The organism is Acinetobacter sp. CY81, assembly GCF_059515925.1.
Genome location: NZ_JCAKNC010000001.1, coordinates 52,558 through 70,491, shown reverse-complemented (window position 1 = coordinate 70,491; position 17,934 = coordinate 52,558). Strand labels below are relative to the sequence as shown.

The 17,934-nt window shown below is 37.6% G+C and carries 14 protein-coding genes; 3 read left to right on the top strand and 11 right to left on the bottom strand.

What is annotated here, in order from left to right:
• Positions 1-9 precede the first annotated feature (9 nt).
• The 7 genes from AC5YDM_RS00340 to efp all read right to left on the bottom strand — a co-directional run bounded on the left by AC5YDM_RS00340 (position 10) and on the right by efp (position 8,558).
• A complete protein-coding gene (locus AC5YDM_RS00340) occupies positions 10-2,070 on the bottom strand; it encodes a transglutaminase TgpA family protein (RefSeq protein WP_496150140.1) in 2,061 nt (686 codons plus the stop codon).
• Between the two features lies 1 nt (position 2,071).
• Positions 2,072-2,983 carry a DUF58 domain-containing protein gene (locus tag AC5YDM_RS00335; RefSeq protein ID WP_496150139.1) on the bottom strand — a complete coding sequence of 304 codons (912 nt, stop codon included), beginning with the start codon at positions 2,981-2,983 and terminating at the stop codon, positions 2,072-2,074.
• A 2-nt stretch (positions 2,984-2,985) separates the two neighbouring features.
• Positions 2,986-3,939 carry an AAA family ATPase gene (locus AC5YDM_RS00330; protein WP_496150138.1) on the bottom strand — a complete coding sequence of 318 codons (954 nt, stop codon included), beginning with the start codon at positions 3,937-3,939 and terminating at the stop codon, positions 2,986-2,988.
• Positions 3,940-4,144: 205 nt separating this feature from the next.
• Complete coding sequence (locus AC5YDM_RS00325; protein ID WP_496150137.1) at positions 4,145-5,155, bottom strand: 2-dehydropantoate 2-reductase; 1,011 nt, start codon at positions 5,153-5,155, stop codon at positions 4,145-4,147.
• 265 nt (positions 5,156-5,420) lie between these two features.
• Positions 5,421-5,723, bottom strand: a complete 303-nt coding sequence (locus AC5YDM_RS00320; protein WP_496150136.1) for a YbdD/YjiX family protein — start codon at positions 5,721-5,723, stop codon at positions 5,421-5,423.
• Positions 5,720-7,813: a carbon starvation CstA family protein gene (locus tag AC5YDM_RS00315; protein ID WP_496150134.1), complete on the bottom strand. Its 2,094-nt coding sequence runs from the start codon at positions 7,811-7,813 to the stop codon at positions 5,720-5,722. The genes AC5YDM_RS00320 and AC5YDM_RS00315 overlap by 4 nt, the downstream gene beginning before the upstream one ends.
• A gap of 175 nt (positions 7,814-7,988) precedes the next feature.
• On the bottom strand, positions 7,989-8,558 hold the full coding sequence (gene efp / locus AC5YDM_RS00310) for an elongation factor P (protein ID WP_496150133.1): 570 nt from the start codon (positions 8,556-8,558) through the stop codon (positions 7,989-7,991).
• A 70-nt stretch (positions 8,559-8,628) separates the two neighbouring features.
• Between efp and epmB the strand changes: the two genes are divergently transcribed.
• The 3 genes from epmB to AC5YDM_RS00295 are packed head-to-tail and all read left to right on the top strand — an operon-like array spanning position 8,629 to position 13,582.
• Positions 8,629-9,645, top strand: a complete 1,017-nt coding sequence (gene epmB, locus AC5YDM_RS00305) for an EF-P beta-lysylation protein EpmB (RefSeq protein ID WP_496150132.1) — start codon at positions 8,629-8,631, stop codon at positions 9,643-9,645.
• An 11-nt stretch (positions 9,646-9,656) separates the two neighbouring features.
• The gene (locus tag AC5YDM_RS00300) at positions 9,657-11,414 is read left to right on the top strand and encodes a cyclic-di-GMP receptor FimW-related protein (RefSeq protein WP_496150131.1); all 1,758 of its coding nucleotides are present in this window, start codon (positions 9,657-9,659) and stop codon (positions 11,412-11,414) included.
• The gene (locus tag AC5YDM_RS00295) at positions 11,396-13,582 is read left to right on the top strand and encodes an EAL domain-containing protein (RefSeq protein ID WP_496150130.1); all 2,187 of its coding nucleotides are present in this window, start codon (positions 11,396-11,398) and stop codon (positions 13,580-13,582) included. The genes AC5YDM_RS00300 and AC5YDM_RS00295 overlap by 19 nt, the downstream gene beginning before the upstream one ends.
• Before the next feature lie 131 nt (positions 13,583-13,713).
• On the opposite strand, the gene rpmE is transcribed toward AC5YDM_RS00295, so the two are convergent.
• The 4 genes from rpmE to AC5YDM_RS00275 form a co-directional block, all read right to left on the bottom strand.
• The gene (gene rpmE, locus AC5YDM_RS00290; RefSeq protein ID WP_004989885.1) at positions 13,714-13,938 is read right to left on the bottom strand and encodes a 50S ribosomal protein L31; all 225 of its coding nucleotides are present in this window, start codon (positions 13,936-13,938) and stop codon (positions 13,714-13,716) included.
• A 274-nt stretch (positions 13,939-14,212) separates the two neighbouring features.
• Positions 14,213-15,184, bottom strand: a complete 972-nt coding sequence (locus AC5YDM_RS00285) for a bile acid:sodium symporter family protein (RefSeq protein WP_496150129.1) — start codon at positions 15,182-15,184, stop codon at positions 14,213-14,215.
• A 136-nt stretch (positions 15,185-15,320) separates the two neighbouring features.
• Complete coding sequence (gene gloA / locus AC5YDM_RS00280) at positions 15,321-15,722, bottom strand: lactoylglutathione lyase (RefSeq protein ID WP_496150128.1); 402 nt, start codon at positions 15,720-15,722, stop codon at positions 15,321-15,323.
• Between the two features lie 21 nt (positions 15,723-15,743).
• Complete coding sequence (locus tag AC5YDM_RS00275) at positions 15,744-17,894, bottom strand: AmpG family muropeptide MFS transporter (RefSeq protein ID WP_496150127.1); 2,151 nt, start codon at positions 17,892-17,894, stop codon at positions 15,744-15,746.
• Between the last annotated feature and the right edge of the window lie 40 nt (positions 17,895-17,934).

Here is a 17,934-nt window from a genome sequence, read left to right as displayed (position 1 = left end):
TATTCAGTTTTAATTTTTTTGACAAGTTTTTTTGTGCATTTTCAATATATTTGTATATCTATTCAGCAAAAATTCAAATTGATCTAAATTTTCTTTACTGTCCTGATTCAAATACACAATTTGATGATGCAAATTCGTCAGCATGCCGAGCTCTGAACTTAAGTCAAAATTTTCATCAACAACTATCTTCGATTCAGTTAACGATGCTTCATGTGCTAAACGTAACATCCACGACTTAAAGCTTTCACCTTTTCGATTGTGTTGATCTGCTGAAAGTTTCTGGATAAATCGATTTAAAATACGATTGATACGCGTTTGCTGATTGAACGTTCTAAAACGCCATACCAAATAATAAATCACACCGACAGCGAACAAGCCTGCAATAATCAAAATACCAAAAGCATAATTTGATTTAATCCCAAGTAAACTCATCCATTTCTTTTGACGTTCTGAGTCAAAACCGACGACTTTCTCCTGCCATTGAAAGCTTGCGTAATCACTCCAAATTCGCAGTTTTTTCAGTGCTGAAAACTGCTGATATTTAAAATTAGAAAATTGTTCATCCCCAAATGCACTTTGATCATTGGACAGATAGTTTTGCATCCCTAAATCTAGGCGTTGTGGTGCAATAATCGATGTCGGGTCTACCCGTATCCATTGCTGATTTAAAAATACTTCAGTCCAAGCATGAGCATCCAGCTGGCGGACTTCCCAACTCTGTTCATCTGGTGCAGCTTGTCCCCCTTGATAACCCACGACTACGCGCGCAGGAATGCCAACATAGCGCATTAGCATCACAAAGCTTGAAGCATAGTGTTCACAAAAGCCTTCTTTGCTTTTAAATAAAAACTCATCAACACGATGATTGCCTAATCGACCTGGTTGTAAACTGTATTTAAATTGCTGTTGTTGATACCACTGAATGACATTTTCAACATATCGATTCGGATCTGACTGACTCTGATCAAATAGTCTTTTTGCTAAAGCTTGAGCCTGTTGATCTAAATGTTGCGGATAAAGCGTATATCGTTTTTTTTGCGCATCATTTAATTCAAGGTTTACATTATTAAAATCTTGCCCTACCCAGAGCAACGAAATTGGTTGATTACGTTGTACCAAACGATTAGGGGTAATTGAATAATCTTGATGTAGGTTTAAACGGCGCTCTAGAGGAATAGTTTTTTCTAAACCCGTCACCCATTTCTGACGTTGATCTGCTGCCAAATATTGATAGCGAATCCCTTGTGAATCTAAGTTTTGACGATTAATTTGAAAGCTATATTGATTACTCACATGGCTTGTCCAAGTGGTACCATCATATTCATCAAGTACCATTGCACGCCAATACAACTCATGTTGTGCAGGCAATTGTTTTAAATCAGCAATAATTCGAAATGCTAAAGCAGATGATTGCGACAGTTCCGCAATATCTCCAGGTGACATTCGATCACTGATTCCCGTAACACCTTGATCAGAAGCAATCGGGACATGCCACAGCGGTGGAAACCGTGGGAAAAATAAAAATAAAATGATAAAAAATGGAACGGCTAAACCAATAAATTTAAAAATATGCCCAATATCATGTCGAGCCGCACTCAAGATCTTCTGAGGCACTTGTTTGAATTCAGTTATTTGAATACGGTACAAACCAAATAAACAGCTGACTAAACAACAAACCACCATCAATGCCATCCAAATGGATTGGCTGTACAGAAATAAACTCGCACTGACAAATAATGCAAAATTAAAGAAGATAATCAGGTCACGTTTATTTTTAAGCTCAAGCGATTTACCAAATAAGAAAACCGTCAAAGCTGCTGTGCCCGCTTCAACACCAATAAAGCTTCCATAAGAGAGATAAATAGCAACCAAGGCGAGACCAACCAATCCCATCTTGAGCCATTTTGACAGTTGAGCATTTTGATCCTGTTTCTGCTTTTTAAAATGCAGAAAAAGAGCCAACATCATCAGTACAAAGACAAAACTTAGATAAAGCGGAGAAAATGCAATTTGGGCTATCAGAATTAGCCCCAGACTCAAAAAAATCGGCACAATAAGTGATATTTTCATTTCAATTCACCTGTGCCAAAATGCGTTGAGCATCTAAATACTGCTGACTACCTAAGCCTTGATCTAACTCAATACCTTGGATTTGAAGTGAATACTGCGCTTGTAAGCGTTCACACTCATCCACGAGCCCCATCATCAAACTTAACTTTTCTTCATGATTTGAACTTGGCATTTTTTCATAATCAATTTGAATCACGTTTAAATCATGATGATCCTCAAACTGCTTTACATAGAGACCTTGACCTCGAGCCGCTTGTTTCCATGAAATGGATTGTAAAGAATCACCCAATTGATAATTACGCAGTTCTCTAAACTCATCATGATCAGGTTGACCTGTGCTGTGAGCATATTGCGATTCAGATTGGGATAACTTCGCTGAAGGTGCAATCCATATAATTTTTTTGCTCAAAAAATACGTCCAAGCACGGACTAATCCCAAGGGATAGGTTGAGAATAACTGAATTTCAGGCAGGCTGAATTTCCCACGCTCAAGCGGAATAAAACTCAAATTAAGCGTATGCTTTACATCATTGAATAATATTGGATGGAGTTGATCATCTACTTTAAGATAAAGATATTTAGAGATAGCTATGGGTTGTTTCAACTGAACTTGTATCGTTAAGGCATCGTCAACTCGACCAATTTCAGGGTAGATCAATTCAACCTCTAAACCATGTAATTGTTTAAAGGTCAGATAAAAGCTAACACACAGTATCGCACTGATCAAAAAGCAAAAGCCCAAAATCAAGTTATTGGCATAGTTCACCCCTGCTATAAAGGTGATCAATATCAACACCAAGTACAGGTAACCTTGCTGATAAATAAAAATCAGCACATCTTTTTGCTTAATCTGCTTAGTATCTTCAAATTGAAAGCGCTTATAAACCCACTGTCGAAAATGTTTCTTCAGCATGTTTAACCTTGTACATCGACACGTTGCATTAAGTGCAAAGTCTCTGTTTCACCCAATCCAATTCGATGTGCACTGACTGCGACAAATACCGCTTGCACATCATCTACAGTGACAAAGCTTCTCTTTTCAATAAAGGCATGTGATTGAGCAGCTTTCTTCAATGCAAGTACACCGCGTGTAGATAAGCCATGACGACCTTTACGGGTTTCATTGGCTAAATCTAAAATATAATCCAGCACGAGATCACCAACAGCCACTGATTGACACAACTGTTGAATCTCTAAAACATCTTGTTCACTAAAAATATGAGTCAAAGTTGAAATCAAACTTTGTCGGGTATTTTGTTGTAATAATATTTTTTCAGCATGTCTCGAAGGATAACCCAGCGATAAACGCATCAAGAAACGGTCAAGCTGTGATTCAGGTAAGGCATAAGTCCCACTTTGAAAAAGCGGGTTTTGTGTTGCAATCACCCAAAATGGTTTCGGCAAATGATAACGCTCGCCATCCACGGTCACGATACCCTCTTCCATCGCTTCTAACAGCGCACTTTGCGTCTTTGGGCTACAACGGTTAATTTCATCCGCCAATAAAATTTGGGTGAAAATCGGCCCTTTTTTAAACTCAAATTGATGTTCTTTTTGATTGAACATATTGATCCCAATCACATCACTCGCAAGCATGTCATTGGTAAATTGAATGCGCTGAAATTGCAAACCTGCCAAATGCGATAACGCACTTGATAAAGTGGTTTTACCCAAACCAGGTAAGTCTTCAAATAAAACATGACCGCCTGAAAGTAGAGAACATAAAGCTAATTTTGTTTGATGATCTTTATCTAAAATGATTTGATTGATTTGATTCAAAAACAGATCAATTTTATCCGCGTAGAATGTTATTTTTTCCTTTAATTGATTCTCCGTTTCAGATAAAGGCTGTTTTTGAACCTTATTCATACCCCAAATCACGTTTTATTCCCCAATAAAAAAGCAGTGCATGATTAAACATACACGTTTTTTGAAAATACTCAAAGATTACAACGACACTGTTATCAATCATTGAAAAATAAAAGAAATTTAGTCCATTTTTAGTTTTTTTGAATACCGCATTTTTATTGGGGTGTTTTCGACATCCGTATGAATAGGTGATACATGTGATTAGTTAGCTTACTAATAAATGTCGCTTTAAGTCTTGGCTAGTCATCGGTGTATAGTGTTCTTGTTGTTCGGCATTTTTGATTAAAGTCACCAGTTTCAAGTTGATCGGTGCAGTTTGTCCCAATTGCTCAGCCAACCGAATCACCTCACCATTAATCCAATCAATTTCAGTATGCTTTCCAGTACTTAAATCATCTTGCATTGAAGAACGCGCTAGAGGGTCTATAGCGAGCATCTTACGACTGATTATTTTAAAAATAACATTGGGTAAATTTAAAATTGAAGGGATCACGCCTGCAGGAACAACCGTCAACTGTGCAGGTTTAATTTTCGCAAGTTTGAGCAATTTCAATGTTTCTTTTTGAGCCATTGCCAAACATTGACGATATGCTCGATTGGACAACTGTTTTTGCAAAGCTTGGCCTGAGAGTGCGTTCACAGCGTTATTCAAATTGAGTAAAATTTTCGCCCATTGCACTGCAAGCATATTGCTAGAAAATTCAATAGGCAGATGTGCATGTTCAAATTGAGTGCTCAACCAAGCTTGCTGTTGAAAACACTTCACATATAAAGCACCTTCCGTCCCTTGATGAAAATGTCCCTCGCCTTGCATCGACACATTGAAAGGCACCATACCTTCCAAAATTTGTAGCTTCGGTAAAACGCTTTTTAAAATTGGAACATTACTTACGCCATTTTGAAAACTAATCAAAATAGTTTGATCTGAAACACCTAATACTTTTAGTTCTTCAGCTACTTGCTCAGTTGCATCCGATTTAACACAAATAAAAATAATATCTAGACCCAATAAGTCTTTTGAATTTAAGGTTAATTTTAATTGTTCTGCAGCGATATAATCTTCTCTACCATGAAAATCCGTAAGCTTTAATCCATTTTTTTGCAGTGTGGCATACATACGCTCTCGGCACAGAAAAAGCACATCAACACCTTGACTGGCTAAACATCCACCCAAATAACAGCCAATCGAACCTGCACCATAAATACCAATTTTCATATTCAATCCATTTTATCGGTTGTTATTCTTAAGTGAATTATAAATGAAAAGACAGATAGGACTTGTCGTTTAAATGACGAATGAGCACTTTCATCCCCCCTTATGTTTAACTTATTTTTTATTTAAAAAGTACATTCGCACAAATCAGCTATTCTAAAAATACATATTTAAAGTGACTCTTTCCAATTCAATGACACCTGATTAATTCATGTCTGACAATAAAAAAACGGTACCGAAGTACCGCTTTTTATAAACACTTATTTATTTAGCAAGGACATTTTTTCATGCCATTTGCTGCACTTGGATAACGTGCATCCACGCAGTAACGGTAGAACGTTTTAGAATCCATTGCTTCTAAATCAGGATGATGTTTTGCCATATGTTCAAGGTAAGTCTGATAATCAGGTACACCAACCATCAAACGAAAGCTTTGTTGTAATCGCTGCCAAATCAGTTGAATGGTTTTAATACCGTTCAGCATCAAAAATTTCTTCGGCTGAGCCAAAACCGTAAACTTAATGATTTTACCTAGTGCAAGTTTTTGGCGAATTTGTTCTTTCAAACTCATTTGCTCTCTCCTGCTGGTACTTCATCTGTATAAATCGCTTCAGCTTCATTTACAGATGGATTTGGATTTGCCAATGCCTTACGAATCACTTTAATCGCAGCGAATAACATTACAAATGCGACGATCATAAAGAAAGCACATAACGCAGCATTAATCTGGTTCGATAATGCTACGGTTTGCATCTCAGCGATGTTTTTCGCAGGTTTTAAAATTTCATTGTTTGCAATTGCTGTATTGAAACGATCGGCTTGAGCCAAGAAACCAATTTTTGGATTTTCGTGGAAAATCTTCTGCCAACCCGCAGTCATGGCAGTAATGAATAAGAAAATGGTTGGGACAATCGTAACCCAAACATATTTTTGCTTCTTCATTTTGAACAGAATTACAGTACCAAGCATCAATGCCATAGCAGCAAGAATCTGGTTACCAATACCAAACAGTGGCCATAAGCTGTTAATACCACCTAATGGATCAACGACACCTTGATACACGAAGAAGCCCCAGCCTGCCACTGCAACCGCAGTACCAATCAAGTTACCCACAAATGATTTTGAGTTTTTCACCGCAGGAACAACGATACCTACCGTATCTTGAACCATAAAACGACATGCACGTGTTCCTGCATCTACTGCCGTTAAGATGAATAAAGCTTCAAATAGAATCGCAAAATGGTACCAGAATGCCATCATTTCACGACTATTGAATACTTCTGTAATGATATGTGCCATACCAATTGCAAAAGTCGGCGCACCACCTGTACGAGAAAGAATCGTACTTTCACCCACTTCTTGAGCAAGTAAAGTGAGCGCTTCAGGTGTAACCACAAAGCCTAAATTACGTACTGCTTCAGAAGCACTCTCAACGGTCGTACCAATCACGGCAGCTGGAGAGTTAATCGCGAAATAAACACCCGGATCAAGAATCGTTGCACAAATCATTGCCATGATTGCAACAAATGATTCCATCAACATACCACCGTAACCAATCACACGAATGTCTTTTTCGTTGTTGACTAACTTTGGTGTTGTTCCAGATGATACTAAAGCATGGAAGCCTGAAATCGCACCACAGGCAATAGTAATGAACAAGAATGGGAACATTGAGCCTGAGAATACAGGACCCGTACCATCCACAAATTGAGTAATCGCCGGCATTTTAAGTTCAGGCATGGCAAAAATAATACCAATCGCTAAACCTGCAATCACACCGATTTTTAAGAATGTTGATAGATAATCACGCGGTGCTAAAAGCAACCAAACGGGTAAAACTGATGCAATGAAACCATAAATGATCAATGCCCAAGTCAGTTGAGTACCTGAAAGTGTAAATAATTGCCCCCAATATGGATGTTGCGCAATATTTTCACCATAGATAATTCCCAGCATCATCAGCACAAAACCAATGATCGATACCTCTGCGATTTTACCTGGACGCAAGTAACGCATGTATACGCCCATGAACAATGCAATCGGAATCGTTGCTGCAATACTGAACACCCCCCAAGGGCTGTTGGTTAATGCTTTCACCACCACCAATGCCAAGACAGCAAGGATAATAATCATTACCCCCAATGCACCAAGCATGACAATAATTCCTGCAAAAGAACCGAGTTCCTGTTTTGCCATCTCACCTAACGATCGACCATCGCGACGCGTTGAAATAAACAATACCAAGAAATCTTGCACTGCTCCTGCCAGCACCACACCCACCAGTAACCATATTGTTCCAGGCAAATAACCCATTTGCGCTGCAAGAATAGGTCCTACTAATGGACCTGCACCTGCAATTGCCGCAAAGTGATGTCCAAAAAGTACGCCTTTGTTGGTTGGTACATAGTCCAAACCATCTGCTAAACGATGCGCTGGTGTCAGTCTTCTTGCATTAAGCTCAAAAACTTTGGTTGCGATAAACAGACTATAAAATCTGTAAGCAATACTGTATACACAGATTGCAGCGAGCACTAACCAGACTGCGTTGACGTGTTCACCACGACTTACAGCCAAAATACCAAATGAAACGGCGCCGAGGATGGCCACCATTAACCAAATTATTTTCGAAGTTATTGTTAACTTCGGTTCTATACGTTCCATATAAATACACCCTCATATTCAATGCATTCAGAAGCTTCAATTTTTTATACTTTTGAGTGACTTCTGTATTCCTTTGCAACTTTACTCTTCTCATTACCCCATTCATCTAAGACTTTGGCATAAAAAAAAGGGATGATTTTCATCACCCCTTCGATAATAGTCTATAAATCAACCATTATGCACGTTCTAAATAGTCACCCGTACGAGTATCTACACGAACGCTTTCTTCTTGCTGAACAAACAATGGAACACGTACAACTGCACCTGTTTCAAGTTTCGCTGGTTTACCACCACCGCCAGAAGTATCACCACGGACACCTGGATCAGTTTCAACGATTTTCAATACAACGAAGTTTGGCGCACTTACTGACAATGGAACACCATTGAACAACATGATTGTGCATTTTTCATTTGAATCATCTTTTAACCATTTTGCAGCATCACCCATTGCTGTTTTATCAGCAGTGATTTGCTCAAAAGTTACTGGATCCATGAAGTTCCAAAGTTCGCCATCGTTGTAAAGGTATTCCATTTCAACATCAACGATATCCGCACCTTCAAGTGTTTCATTCGATTTAAATGTTTTTTCTAATACTTTACCCGTTTTAAGGTTACGTAATTTTACACGGTTGAATGCTTGACCCTTACCAGGTTTTACATATTCATTTTCCATGATTGAACATGGGTTGCCGTCAAGCATTACTTTAAGACCTTGCTTAAAGTCATTTGTAGAATAATTGGCCATGGAAGGCACGCTCCAAACTTACTAACTTAAATCTATTAATGCTAGACTAGCATCATTTTTTACACGTGGCATGATAAACTATTTGTATCAAGAGCAAAACTGGCAATCTCAACTCAGTAACTTAATTACTGATCCATTAGAGTTGCTTGAAGTGCTACAGCTTTCACCCGAGCATTTATTATCAGGTGCAATACTTGCCTCTGAACAGTTTAAATTACGTGTTCCTCGTGCGTTCGTTGAAAAAATGAACTGTGCCGACCCGTTTGATCCACTGCTCTTACAAGTTCTTCCTCATCATTTAGAATTACAAGAACATCCCGATTTTGTTACAGATCCGTTAGATGAAGAAGCTGCCAACCATATCCCTGGGGTTCTACATAAATATTCATCACGTTTTTTACTGACTTTAACCGGTGCATGTGCAGTACATTGCCGTTATTGTTTTAGACGTCACTTCCCCTATCAAGAAAATTTACCGAAATCCGATGACTGGTTGAATATTCAAAACTATCTAATGAATCAAACTGAGATCAATGAAGTCATTTTAAGTGGTGGTGATCCATTGACTTTATCGAATCGCAAATTGGCGCAATGGGTTGAACGACTTGAATCTATCCCTCACATTCAGACCTTAAGAATTCATTCACGTGTACCGATTGTGATTCCAAATCGTATCGATGATGAGCTAATTACCTTATTAAAAAACAGTAGGCTACGTGTTATTCTAGTGGTACACTCAAATCATGCTGCTGAGCTTGATGATTTTACGTGCACGAAACTCAGTTTATTAACTGAGCATAATATTTTGGTTTTAAATCAAGCAGTGCTACTTAAAGGCGTAAATGATTCTGCTAAAACCTTGATTGATTTAAGTTATCGCCTCTTTGAGGCACGTGTAATGCCTTATTACTTACACGTATTAGATAAAGTTAAAGGTGCGCAACATTTTGATTTAGATGCCACACACATCAATCAAATTTATACAGAAGTTTTGGCAAATTTGCCGGGGTATTTAGTTCCGAAACTCGTTCGGGAAATAGCGGGAGAAAAAAATAAAACACCGCTTTTTGGAGTGGTAACATTTTAGAGACTCATTCGATGAATCAATTACAAATTTCTGAAATTTTTCATTTCCCCACAGTTTTATCGAGAGAAAAACTGAGTTTTTCTGATGCCAATGTTGAAGCACTTTCACAATGGGCTTCTTCGCTTTCGATTATGCAATTAGGCGATACTTCAGAATCAGTATTTAAAGCCTTATACGAAATCGCTGAATTAAATTGTGCTGAAACACTCAGATTTGATTTAATCCAGACTTTGCATCCTATTATTGAAAATGTCTTGGTCAGCCTTGAAAAAAATTTTTTGAATCAAGGCTTATTTCACTCAGACCGTAGTAAGCACATTATTGAATTAACCACGCGCTTAAGAACTTATTTTGCTGATATTTATATTGATATTGCACAGCGTTGTGAAAAACAGCTGAAACAACAAACATTTTCTTTATTTAAGTTTACTGCCAAAAAAAATCTGAAAACCGCACGTATTCTTTCAACCTATTATGCGCTTGAGCAATTAGGTTTACTCTTGGTTCAGCAGCAAATGCTGTACAGTTCTGCGCTTTCTAAGCAGTGGTTAATGACGCATACACTATATGACTTAGCCCTTAAAAACCAAGAACTACTGATTAATATCAATCAATTGCAAGGTACCAATTACGCAATTCGCAATATTCAACAAGCCTATGCGCAAGTGTTGTTGCTTGAAATTTTCAATACACATCAGATTCGCCCTTCTGAAATTTATGCGCTGTATCAATGTAGTTTCGATTGGGCACAGATGGTTCAAATTCTACCGAGAGAAACCTCACTATCTCGTTATATTGTTGATCGAAGTAAAGACCATCCGCCTGTCTACAATCGAAAACAGCATGAAAGTTTTAAACCTGACATTTTCATTTCGACACAAAGTTTACTTGAGCACGTGAATCTCACCATTCAAAAAGACAATGAATATTTGTCGAAGAATGAAAAAGTATATTTGAGTGCACCATTGAAGTTTCATGTCCAAAATGTTCTTGGCTCGACCAGTGAACGTCAACATGAACGTTATGAATATTCTGCGCAATTACAAATGTGCTTTAGCTTATTGTCTGCGCACTTTTATTTATCCAAAGCTAAGACTTTCGATGAAACTTTACAGTTGAATAGCAATTATGGTCTGCAATCGGAATCAAATATTCATGCCAAAATTGCCAATTTTCAAGATGTTTCACTCAAGAAACAAGTTCAAGTTTTAGATCGCCAAGCTAAGCAACTGTACCAAAGCCAAGTGTTAGACATCAGTATCAACGGTTATCGCGTGCGCTGGTCTAATAAAGAAGCTCCGCAAAACTTGCGTACAGGTGAATTTATTTTAGTAAATGAAAATTTCCAAAATAAATGGAAAGGTGGTGTGATTCGCTGGATCAAACAATCAGTGAATAAATCTTTTGAATTAGGTTTAGAAATTTTAGCTCAAGACATCTACCCTTGTGCTGTCAAAGTACTCAATGAACGCAGTAGTGCGAATTTCCATCCGTGTATTCTAGTACAAGTTCAAAACCTCAATAAAACTGAAAGTTCTTTGATTTTACCGAATTTGCCATTTTTTAAAGAACAACAAGCAATTTATTTGCGCTTGGGCGATCAAGACATTAAAGTGTATTTAATTAAAACACTTACAATTACACAAAGCTTTGCTCAATTTGATTTTGAACTCCTCAATGATGAGCAACAACCTTTAATTGATCAGTTTATTCAGCAACAATCATTATTATCAAATAATCAGCAAGATGTATGGGAAGCATTAAAGTGAAAAATTTATTGTTATCAAAAAAACTCAAACGTTCAGAAACGCGAATTCTGATCATTGACGATAATCAAATTCGCTTTAATGAGATTGAAAATATTTTTAAAGCTCAAACTCATTCTGTTAAAGCTTTATTGTTAGATGATATTAAAAACTTTGAAAAACAACTGAATCAGCATTGGGATTTGATTGTTTTTGGTCGTGCTTATGATATTCGTATTGAGCAAGCAGTAGCATTAATTCAAGCAACTGCTGAAGTTAATACACCTGTTCTACTCCTTGAACCAGATAACTATTCCAAAGATCAATATCAGTCTTATATTCATAGAGGCATCTACGACGTTGTTAATGCCAATGATCGTGAAGCATTCTATATCTGTGCTGTCCGTGCGCTTTCCTTTAGTCGTGTGTTGCAATCCCAACATTTCTTACTTGCTGATTTAGAAAATGCTAAGCTCCAAAAACAAGAGTCTGTGATTGAGCAAAATAAAGCCATTGCAGTCATTCAAGAAGGCATTCATATTCAAGCCAATGCTGAGTATTTAACGCTGTTCGGCATAGGACATGAAGATGACATAATCGGTATGCCGATACTCGATATCCTTCAGCCTAAAAAGGTAAATGATTTTAAGAGCCGTTTTAAAAAAATATCGCAAGGTCAATTTGACTTCGGTCGTTTTGAAATAGAAACGCTCAATGTAAATGCTCAATCAAGCAATCCTCTTAAACTTGAGTTTTTAGCAGCTCAAGAAGAAGATGCTCTTCAAATTACTATTGAAACAGAAAGCTCAAATCAAATCGTCAGCTCTACACAGACTGAGCCTAGCCAAAGCCAATCCGTGATTCAAAAATTACAACGTTTTGTGAAGAATCAACCCGCCAATGCCAATGCTATCGTGTTATTCAGCTTATCTAGCTGTCCGGACAGTATATTAAGTTCTGATTGGCATACATTTAAAAGTTACTTTGAAAAACTTTCTGATTTTATTAAAGAACAAACCAGTTCGACTGTTTTTAAAATCGAAATGGCACTGTATGCAACTGTTATACAAGCCGAATCTGAAGAAGTTTTGAAATCACGTTTAACTGGATTGTTATCGCTTGAAAAACCTCAATTGGTTGAAATTGGCGATCAAACCTACCAACAAAGCATTCGTTTAGGCTATAGCTTCTTTGATAGTCAGCACTTAGATGAAAGCAATTTTTTCAAGTTAGTCGAAACAGCATATAACACTCGTCTACCTCAGAATACGTTGAGTACAAATATTTGTTTAGATGAGTTAGATACACCGTCTATCGCAGATGTAACTCCTGTTATTGCAAATATCGCAAAACCGACTACCTCACCTAAACTTTCGCTTGAGCCTATGAGCACTCAAGCTGAATCACACAGTTTTGTGGAACCGATTGCATTTAATGAATCACCTGTTTTAAGCCAAATCCAAAAAGCTTTAGATAAAGGTGAAATTTTACTGAAGTATCAACAACTTTATGACAAGCAGGATACTAATTTAAATACTTACGAAGTTACCAGTGGCGTTATTTTTGAAAACAAATGGACTAAGCTAGGCAATCTTGCAGAATTAGATTTAGACCAAGCATTATCAATTAAAGTAGATCGCTGGATTATGGTAGAAGCATGTAAGCAATTACATAACTTTATTACCCAGTACCCTTCTGCCAAATTGATCATCAATTTAAATCGTCACACGCTTTTAAATGATCAACAATTATGTTCTTTGGTTTCTAAACTGATTACGATTGTTGGCAGTCATGAAGAATGCCCTCTCATTTTACAATTCGATGAAGAAGATATTTCTAAAAATATTATTGAAGCGAAAAAATCAATTGAGATGCTGCGCGACCATGGTGCACAGATTTCAATTCGTGGTTTTGGTCATGGACTCTCATCAGAAAGCATTCTTAAGGATATTCCTTTATCATGCGTGAAATTAGATGATCAATTCACTGAAATGCTCGGCAATGAATCTAGCCTGCAAACGGTTCAAGAGAAGTTAGAGCTATTCAAAGAAATTCAAGATATTGAATTCATTTTGCCGAACTTGAACGATATGGGTACATTTGCAAACGCTTGGAATGTCGATGCACGTCTTTTGCAGGGCGATTACTTCCAGAAAAAACTCGATCATTTAACAGACGTACAAGACCAGTAAGGGTCTTGTATTTTCATAATGGCTGAATACCTTTTCTCGAAATAGGTAAAGCCATTATGGATATTCCATTGTAAATACAAAATTTAAGCACAAAAAAACAGGCAATAGCCTGTTTTTTTGATTTTGCAGTATTAACGTTTGATAGAACGTGACATACCAGCAAAACGTTGTTTGAATTTGTCGATACGGCCGCCAGTGTCAACATTCTTCTGTTTACCAGTGTAGAATGGGTGGCAAGCTGAACATACGTCAAGATAAAGAGTTTCTTTACCAAGAGCTGAACGAGTTTCGATTACGTTACCACATGAACAAGTAGCAACTAAAGTTTCGTATTTTGGGTGAATATCGGCGCGCATGCTCGATTCTCCATAAGAGTTAAGAAGGTTTAGCTGTCATCGCAATTGATCACTCTCAAATGAGGAAAGCACATTAATTTGCATTAATGGCAGATCAACACCACAACAGACCATTCTTTTGGCCCACCGAGACGGATGCCGTCAGAGCTAAGCACAACAAGTTGGGACATATTATAGCGGATAAAGATGTATTAATAAATAGATCTTTACCCTACCCGCTACAATCTAAATCTGCGTGCAAACCTTTTAATATAAGTTACGGAATAGTCAAAATTTAATCTTGCTCGCTTTGCTTTGACCAATAATTCGCAATAACACCACAGACCATCAATTGGATTTGATGAAAAATCATAATAGGCAATACAATCATACCAATCGGCTGCCCTATAAAGAGAATTTGCGCCATGGGCACACCACTTGCCAATGTCTTCTTAGATCCGCAGAAAAATATTGTTTTTTGGTCAGTAGCATTAAACCCAAGCCATTTTGGAATATAAAGACTCAATAACATAATCAAGGTCAACAATACTGAACATGCCAGAATCAAGAGCATTAGGGTAGACATACTGATTTGTGACCATAAGCCTGCAACTACAGCACTACTAAAAGCGCCATACACCACCATTAAAATAGAGCCTTGATCAAATACTTTGACGATTTTAGGTCTTTTTTGCATATGTGGAAAAACATAAGGTCTGAGTATCTGTCCCAATATAAAAGGAACTAACAATAACAAGGTAATTTGGATAATAGATGAAGTTGGATCAAAGCTATGACTTGTTTGCCCCAGTATAAAAAAGGCAACCATAATCGGTGTTATAAACATTCCTATAATATTTGAAAATGAAGCACTACATACTGCAGCGGCTACATTACCTCGAGCCACAGAAGTAAAGGCGATTGAAGATTGTACTGTCGATGGTAAAAAACACATGAACAGAAAGCCCCAATACAATTCTTGTCCAAGCATAGGAACTAAAATAGGCCTTGCTAACAATCCAAGTATCGGAAACACAGCAAAGGTAATCGCAAAAACCAAGCCATGAAGTTTCCAATGTGTTAAACCCTGCATTACGGCTTCACGAGATAACTTTGCACCATGCAAAAAAAATAACACAGCAATCGCAGCTGTGGTAATCACACTAAAAATTTCAGCTGCGTGTCCTGAAACAGGTAAAATGCTGGCGAGTATAACCATGACAAATAAAAGTATCGTAAAACGATCAAGTGCCAAAAGCTTCAGCATATCCCTCTTCCTTAATTTTTAATTTTCAAAAAAATGCCCAGCCATCTTAACAGATGCTGGGCGATGCTCTGCATTCATATCAAGTGAATATTTTCATCACGACATGAATACAATTCATTTAAGAGTCTATTTTTTCTTAGTTATTACGTGCGTCTGCATCCTGTTGAATCAACTCAACTTTGTAACCATCTGGATCTTCTACAAACGCAATGACCGTTACACCACCTTTCATTGGACCTGCTTCACGAACGACATTACCACCGCGTGATTTAATCTCTTCACAAGCTTTATAAGCATCATCTACCGCAATGGCGATATGACCATAGCCATTACCAAGCTCATAGCTTGCAGTATCCCAGTTATGCGTTAACTCTAATACAGTATTGTTTTCTTCATCACCATAGCCCACAAAAGCCAAAGTAAAGCGACCCTCTTCATAATCACGTTTACGAAGTAAAGTCATACCGAGTACTTCAGTATAGAATGCCAATGAGCGCTCTAAATTGCCTACACGTAACATGGTATGTAACATACGCATTAAAATCACCTTTTTGCTAAGTTAAGAATTTTTCATCTGATTTAATAATTTACCCACCCAAATCACTAAAAGCAAAATCGGTAGACCCATTAAGAAAGTCATAAAGAAAAATGTTGAATATCCAAAGTTTGTCACGATTGTACCCGAATAACCGCCAATCATTTTCGGTAATAACAACATTAACGAACTAAAAATCGCATATTGCATTGCTGTAAATGAAACACTGGTCAAACTTGATAAGAATGCAATAAACACAGCGCCAGCCAAACCTGATGCCATATTATCAAAGATAATCCCCATCACGAGCCAAACTTTACTGTAAGGAACTATGACCTTCCCTTTTAATTCAACCTCATTCTGACTGTTTAGATCGACTGCTGACAACTCTGACATGCTCATACGAGATTTTGGTTGTACGCCTTGATGATTTATAAAGCTATGCGTTGTATTTAGTGTTTGCTTCTGTTGATTTGAATCTATGGTGGCAATTGCTGTGAGCTGAGTTTGCGTATTAAATTGCGCCCCCGGTATCACTACACTCCAGCTATTTTTATCAATTTTGGCATCCATTGGTTTTTGATCGCCAAACTTAACTTGAAGCTTCTCCAACTTGTCATGTCCAGACAAATTCGAAATCAAACCTCGAACAATAACATCTTTATTGCGCTCATCTTGATAGAGTTGATTGTCACCGCCAATCGCTTGCACATAAATCTGTGAAGGCTCAGATGGATTAAACGTTTGAACGGGAATTGCCAATTTCAGACTTTGATCAAAACCATCAGGTTGCGATTGTACTTGAATCTGATCTACATTCTGGAAGCTTGAAGCAGGTAGTTTTAAAGTCCAATTACCGACTTCATCAGGCTGAACTTTTAGGTTTTGTTGCCCGACGTGTAAATTCACTTCATTCATCGAAGCGCCTGATTTGACTAATCCCACAAAAATCAAATTAGTCGTGCTAGCAATGATTGCACCAACAAACATCATTTTCATAATGTTATAGCGCTGTGCCATTAACCCGCCAAGAAAGCCACCTAAAATCACAAAGAAGATCGCAAAGAACTTGTTAAACCAAGCAATCTCTTCTTTGTCAAAATTCAAATCTAAATAGAATAAGTTTGCGACTACACCTGCCACAATATCTGAAATTCGATAAAAACCGATCAGTAATAAAATAGCAAAGGCGATCTTAACGCCATAGCGTTTAAAGAAATCTAAAATCGGTGAAAGCCACGTTTCAACCACGATTGTTTTATCAATGATTTTCGAGCTAGTGAGACCCAATACCACGAGTACCGCAGCCGCAATACTGCTAACAAAGCGAATGACTTGAGCAACAAAACTTAAAAATGCATCATCAATATCAAAATGCTCAATTACTCCACCGACGTGGATAAAGCTAAATACAAATACTACGGTTGAAACAATAAATACAACAAACAACTGTAAATAATCTTTTGCACCGTAATTATTCTTTTTCGCTTCAACTACTGGCTCATGAATCACCAAAGTCGTGACCAGACCAATGATCATCAATGAAGCCATTAATAAATAAGTCGATTTCCAAGCTTCATAGATATAGTTCCCCATTGCGGTACCCATGGATGCAGCAAAGAGTAATGCCCCCAATTGAGTAATAATGGTCGCTATGCGGTAGCCTGCATTATAGGTTGAAGCTAAAACCGTCTGAATATTGGCATCCTGAGTTAACTCAATACGATAGGCATCCACAATAATGTCTTGTGTCGCTGAGCTAAAACCTAGAAATACGGCGGAAATCGCCATGAAAGTCAAACTTGGAATCGACCAAATATCTCCGCCATGCACACTTGGATCTGTGAATGCCATCATACAGATCGCTATAGTTACTAGAATCTGAGAGACAAACAACCAACTGCGACGCTTACCCATTTTCTGAGTTAAATATGGTAGCGGTAATTTATCAATTAACGGTGCCCAAATAAATTTGAAGGCATACGCCAAAGCAGCCCATGAAAACATGGTAATGGTACTGCGTTGAATCCCTGCCTCACTCAACCAAAACGATAGGGTTGAAAAAATTAGAAAAATCGGAATCCCTGATGAAAAACCCAAAAAGAGCATGATCAAAGCGCGACGATCTAAAAAGGCAGTAAAAGCCGATTTCCATCCGGAAGTTTGTGATGTCATTGCGTTATTATTTTCAGCAAAATTAATTAATGCTATTCAA

Excerpts from the sequence above, each read along its gene's own strand:
- AC5YDM_RS00275 (WP_496150127.1), bottom strand. The coding sequence starts at position 17,894 with ATGACATCACAAACTTCCGGATGGAAATCGGCTTTTACTGCCTTTTTA.
- rpmE (WP_004989885.1), bottom strand. The coding sequence starts at position 13,938 with ATGCGCGCCGATATTCACCCAAAATACGAAACTTTAGTTGCTACTTGT.
- efp (WP_496150133.1), bottom strand. The coding sequence starts at position 8,558 with ATGGCCAATTATTCTACAAATGACTTTAAGCAAGGTCTTAAAGTAATG.
- AC5YDM_RS00340 (WP_496150140.1), bottom strand. The coding sequence starts at position 2,070 with ATGAAAATATCACTTATTGTGCCGATTTTTTTGAGTCTGGGGCTAATT.
- AC5YDM_RS00285 (WP_496150129.1), bottom strand. The coding sequence starts at position 15,184 with ATGCTGAAGCTTTTGGCACTTGATCGTTTTACGATACTTTTATTTGTC.
- AC5YDM_RS00335 (WP_496150139.1), bottom strand. The coding sequence starts at position 2,983 with ATGCTGAAGAAACATTTTCGACAGTGGGTTTATAAGCGCTTTCAATTT.
- AC5YDM_RS00325 (WP_496150137.1), bottom strand. The coding sequence starts at position 5,155 with ATGAAAATTGGTATTTATGGTGCAGGTTCGATTGGCTGTTATTTGGGT.
- AC5YDM_RS00330 (WP_496150138.1), bottom strand. The coding sequence starts at position 3,939 with ATGAATAAGGTTCAAAAACAGCCTTTATCTGAAACGGAGAATCAATTA.
- AC5YDM_RS00315 (WP_496150134.1), bottom strand. The coding sequence starts at position 7,813 with ATGGAACGTATAGAACCGAAGTTAACAATAACTTCGAAAATAATTTGG.
- gloA (WP_496150128.1), bottom strand. The coding sequence starts at position 15,722 with ATGCGTATGTTACATACCATGTTACGTGTAGGCAATTTAGAGCGCTCA.
- epmB (WP_496150132.1), top strand. The coding sequence starts at position 8,629 with ATGATAAACTATTTGTATCAAGAGCAAAACTGGCAATCTCAACTCAGT.
- AC5YDM_RS00320 (WP_496150136.1), bottom strand. The coding sequence starts at position 5,723 with ATGAGTTTGAAAGAACAAATTCGCCAAAAACTTGCACTAGGTAAAATC.
- AC5YDM_RS00295 (WP_496150130.1), top strand. The coding sequence starts at position 11,396 with ATGGGAAGCATTAAAGTGAAAAATTTATTGTTATCAAAAAAACTCAAA.
- AC5YDM_RS00300 (WP_496150131.1), top strand. The coding sequence starts at position 9,657 with ATGAATCAATTACAAATTTCTGAAATTTTTCATTTCCCCACAGTTTTA.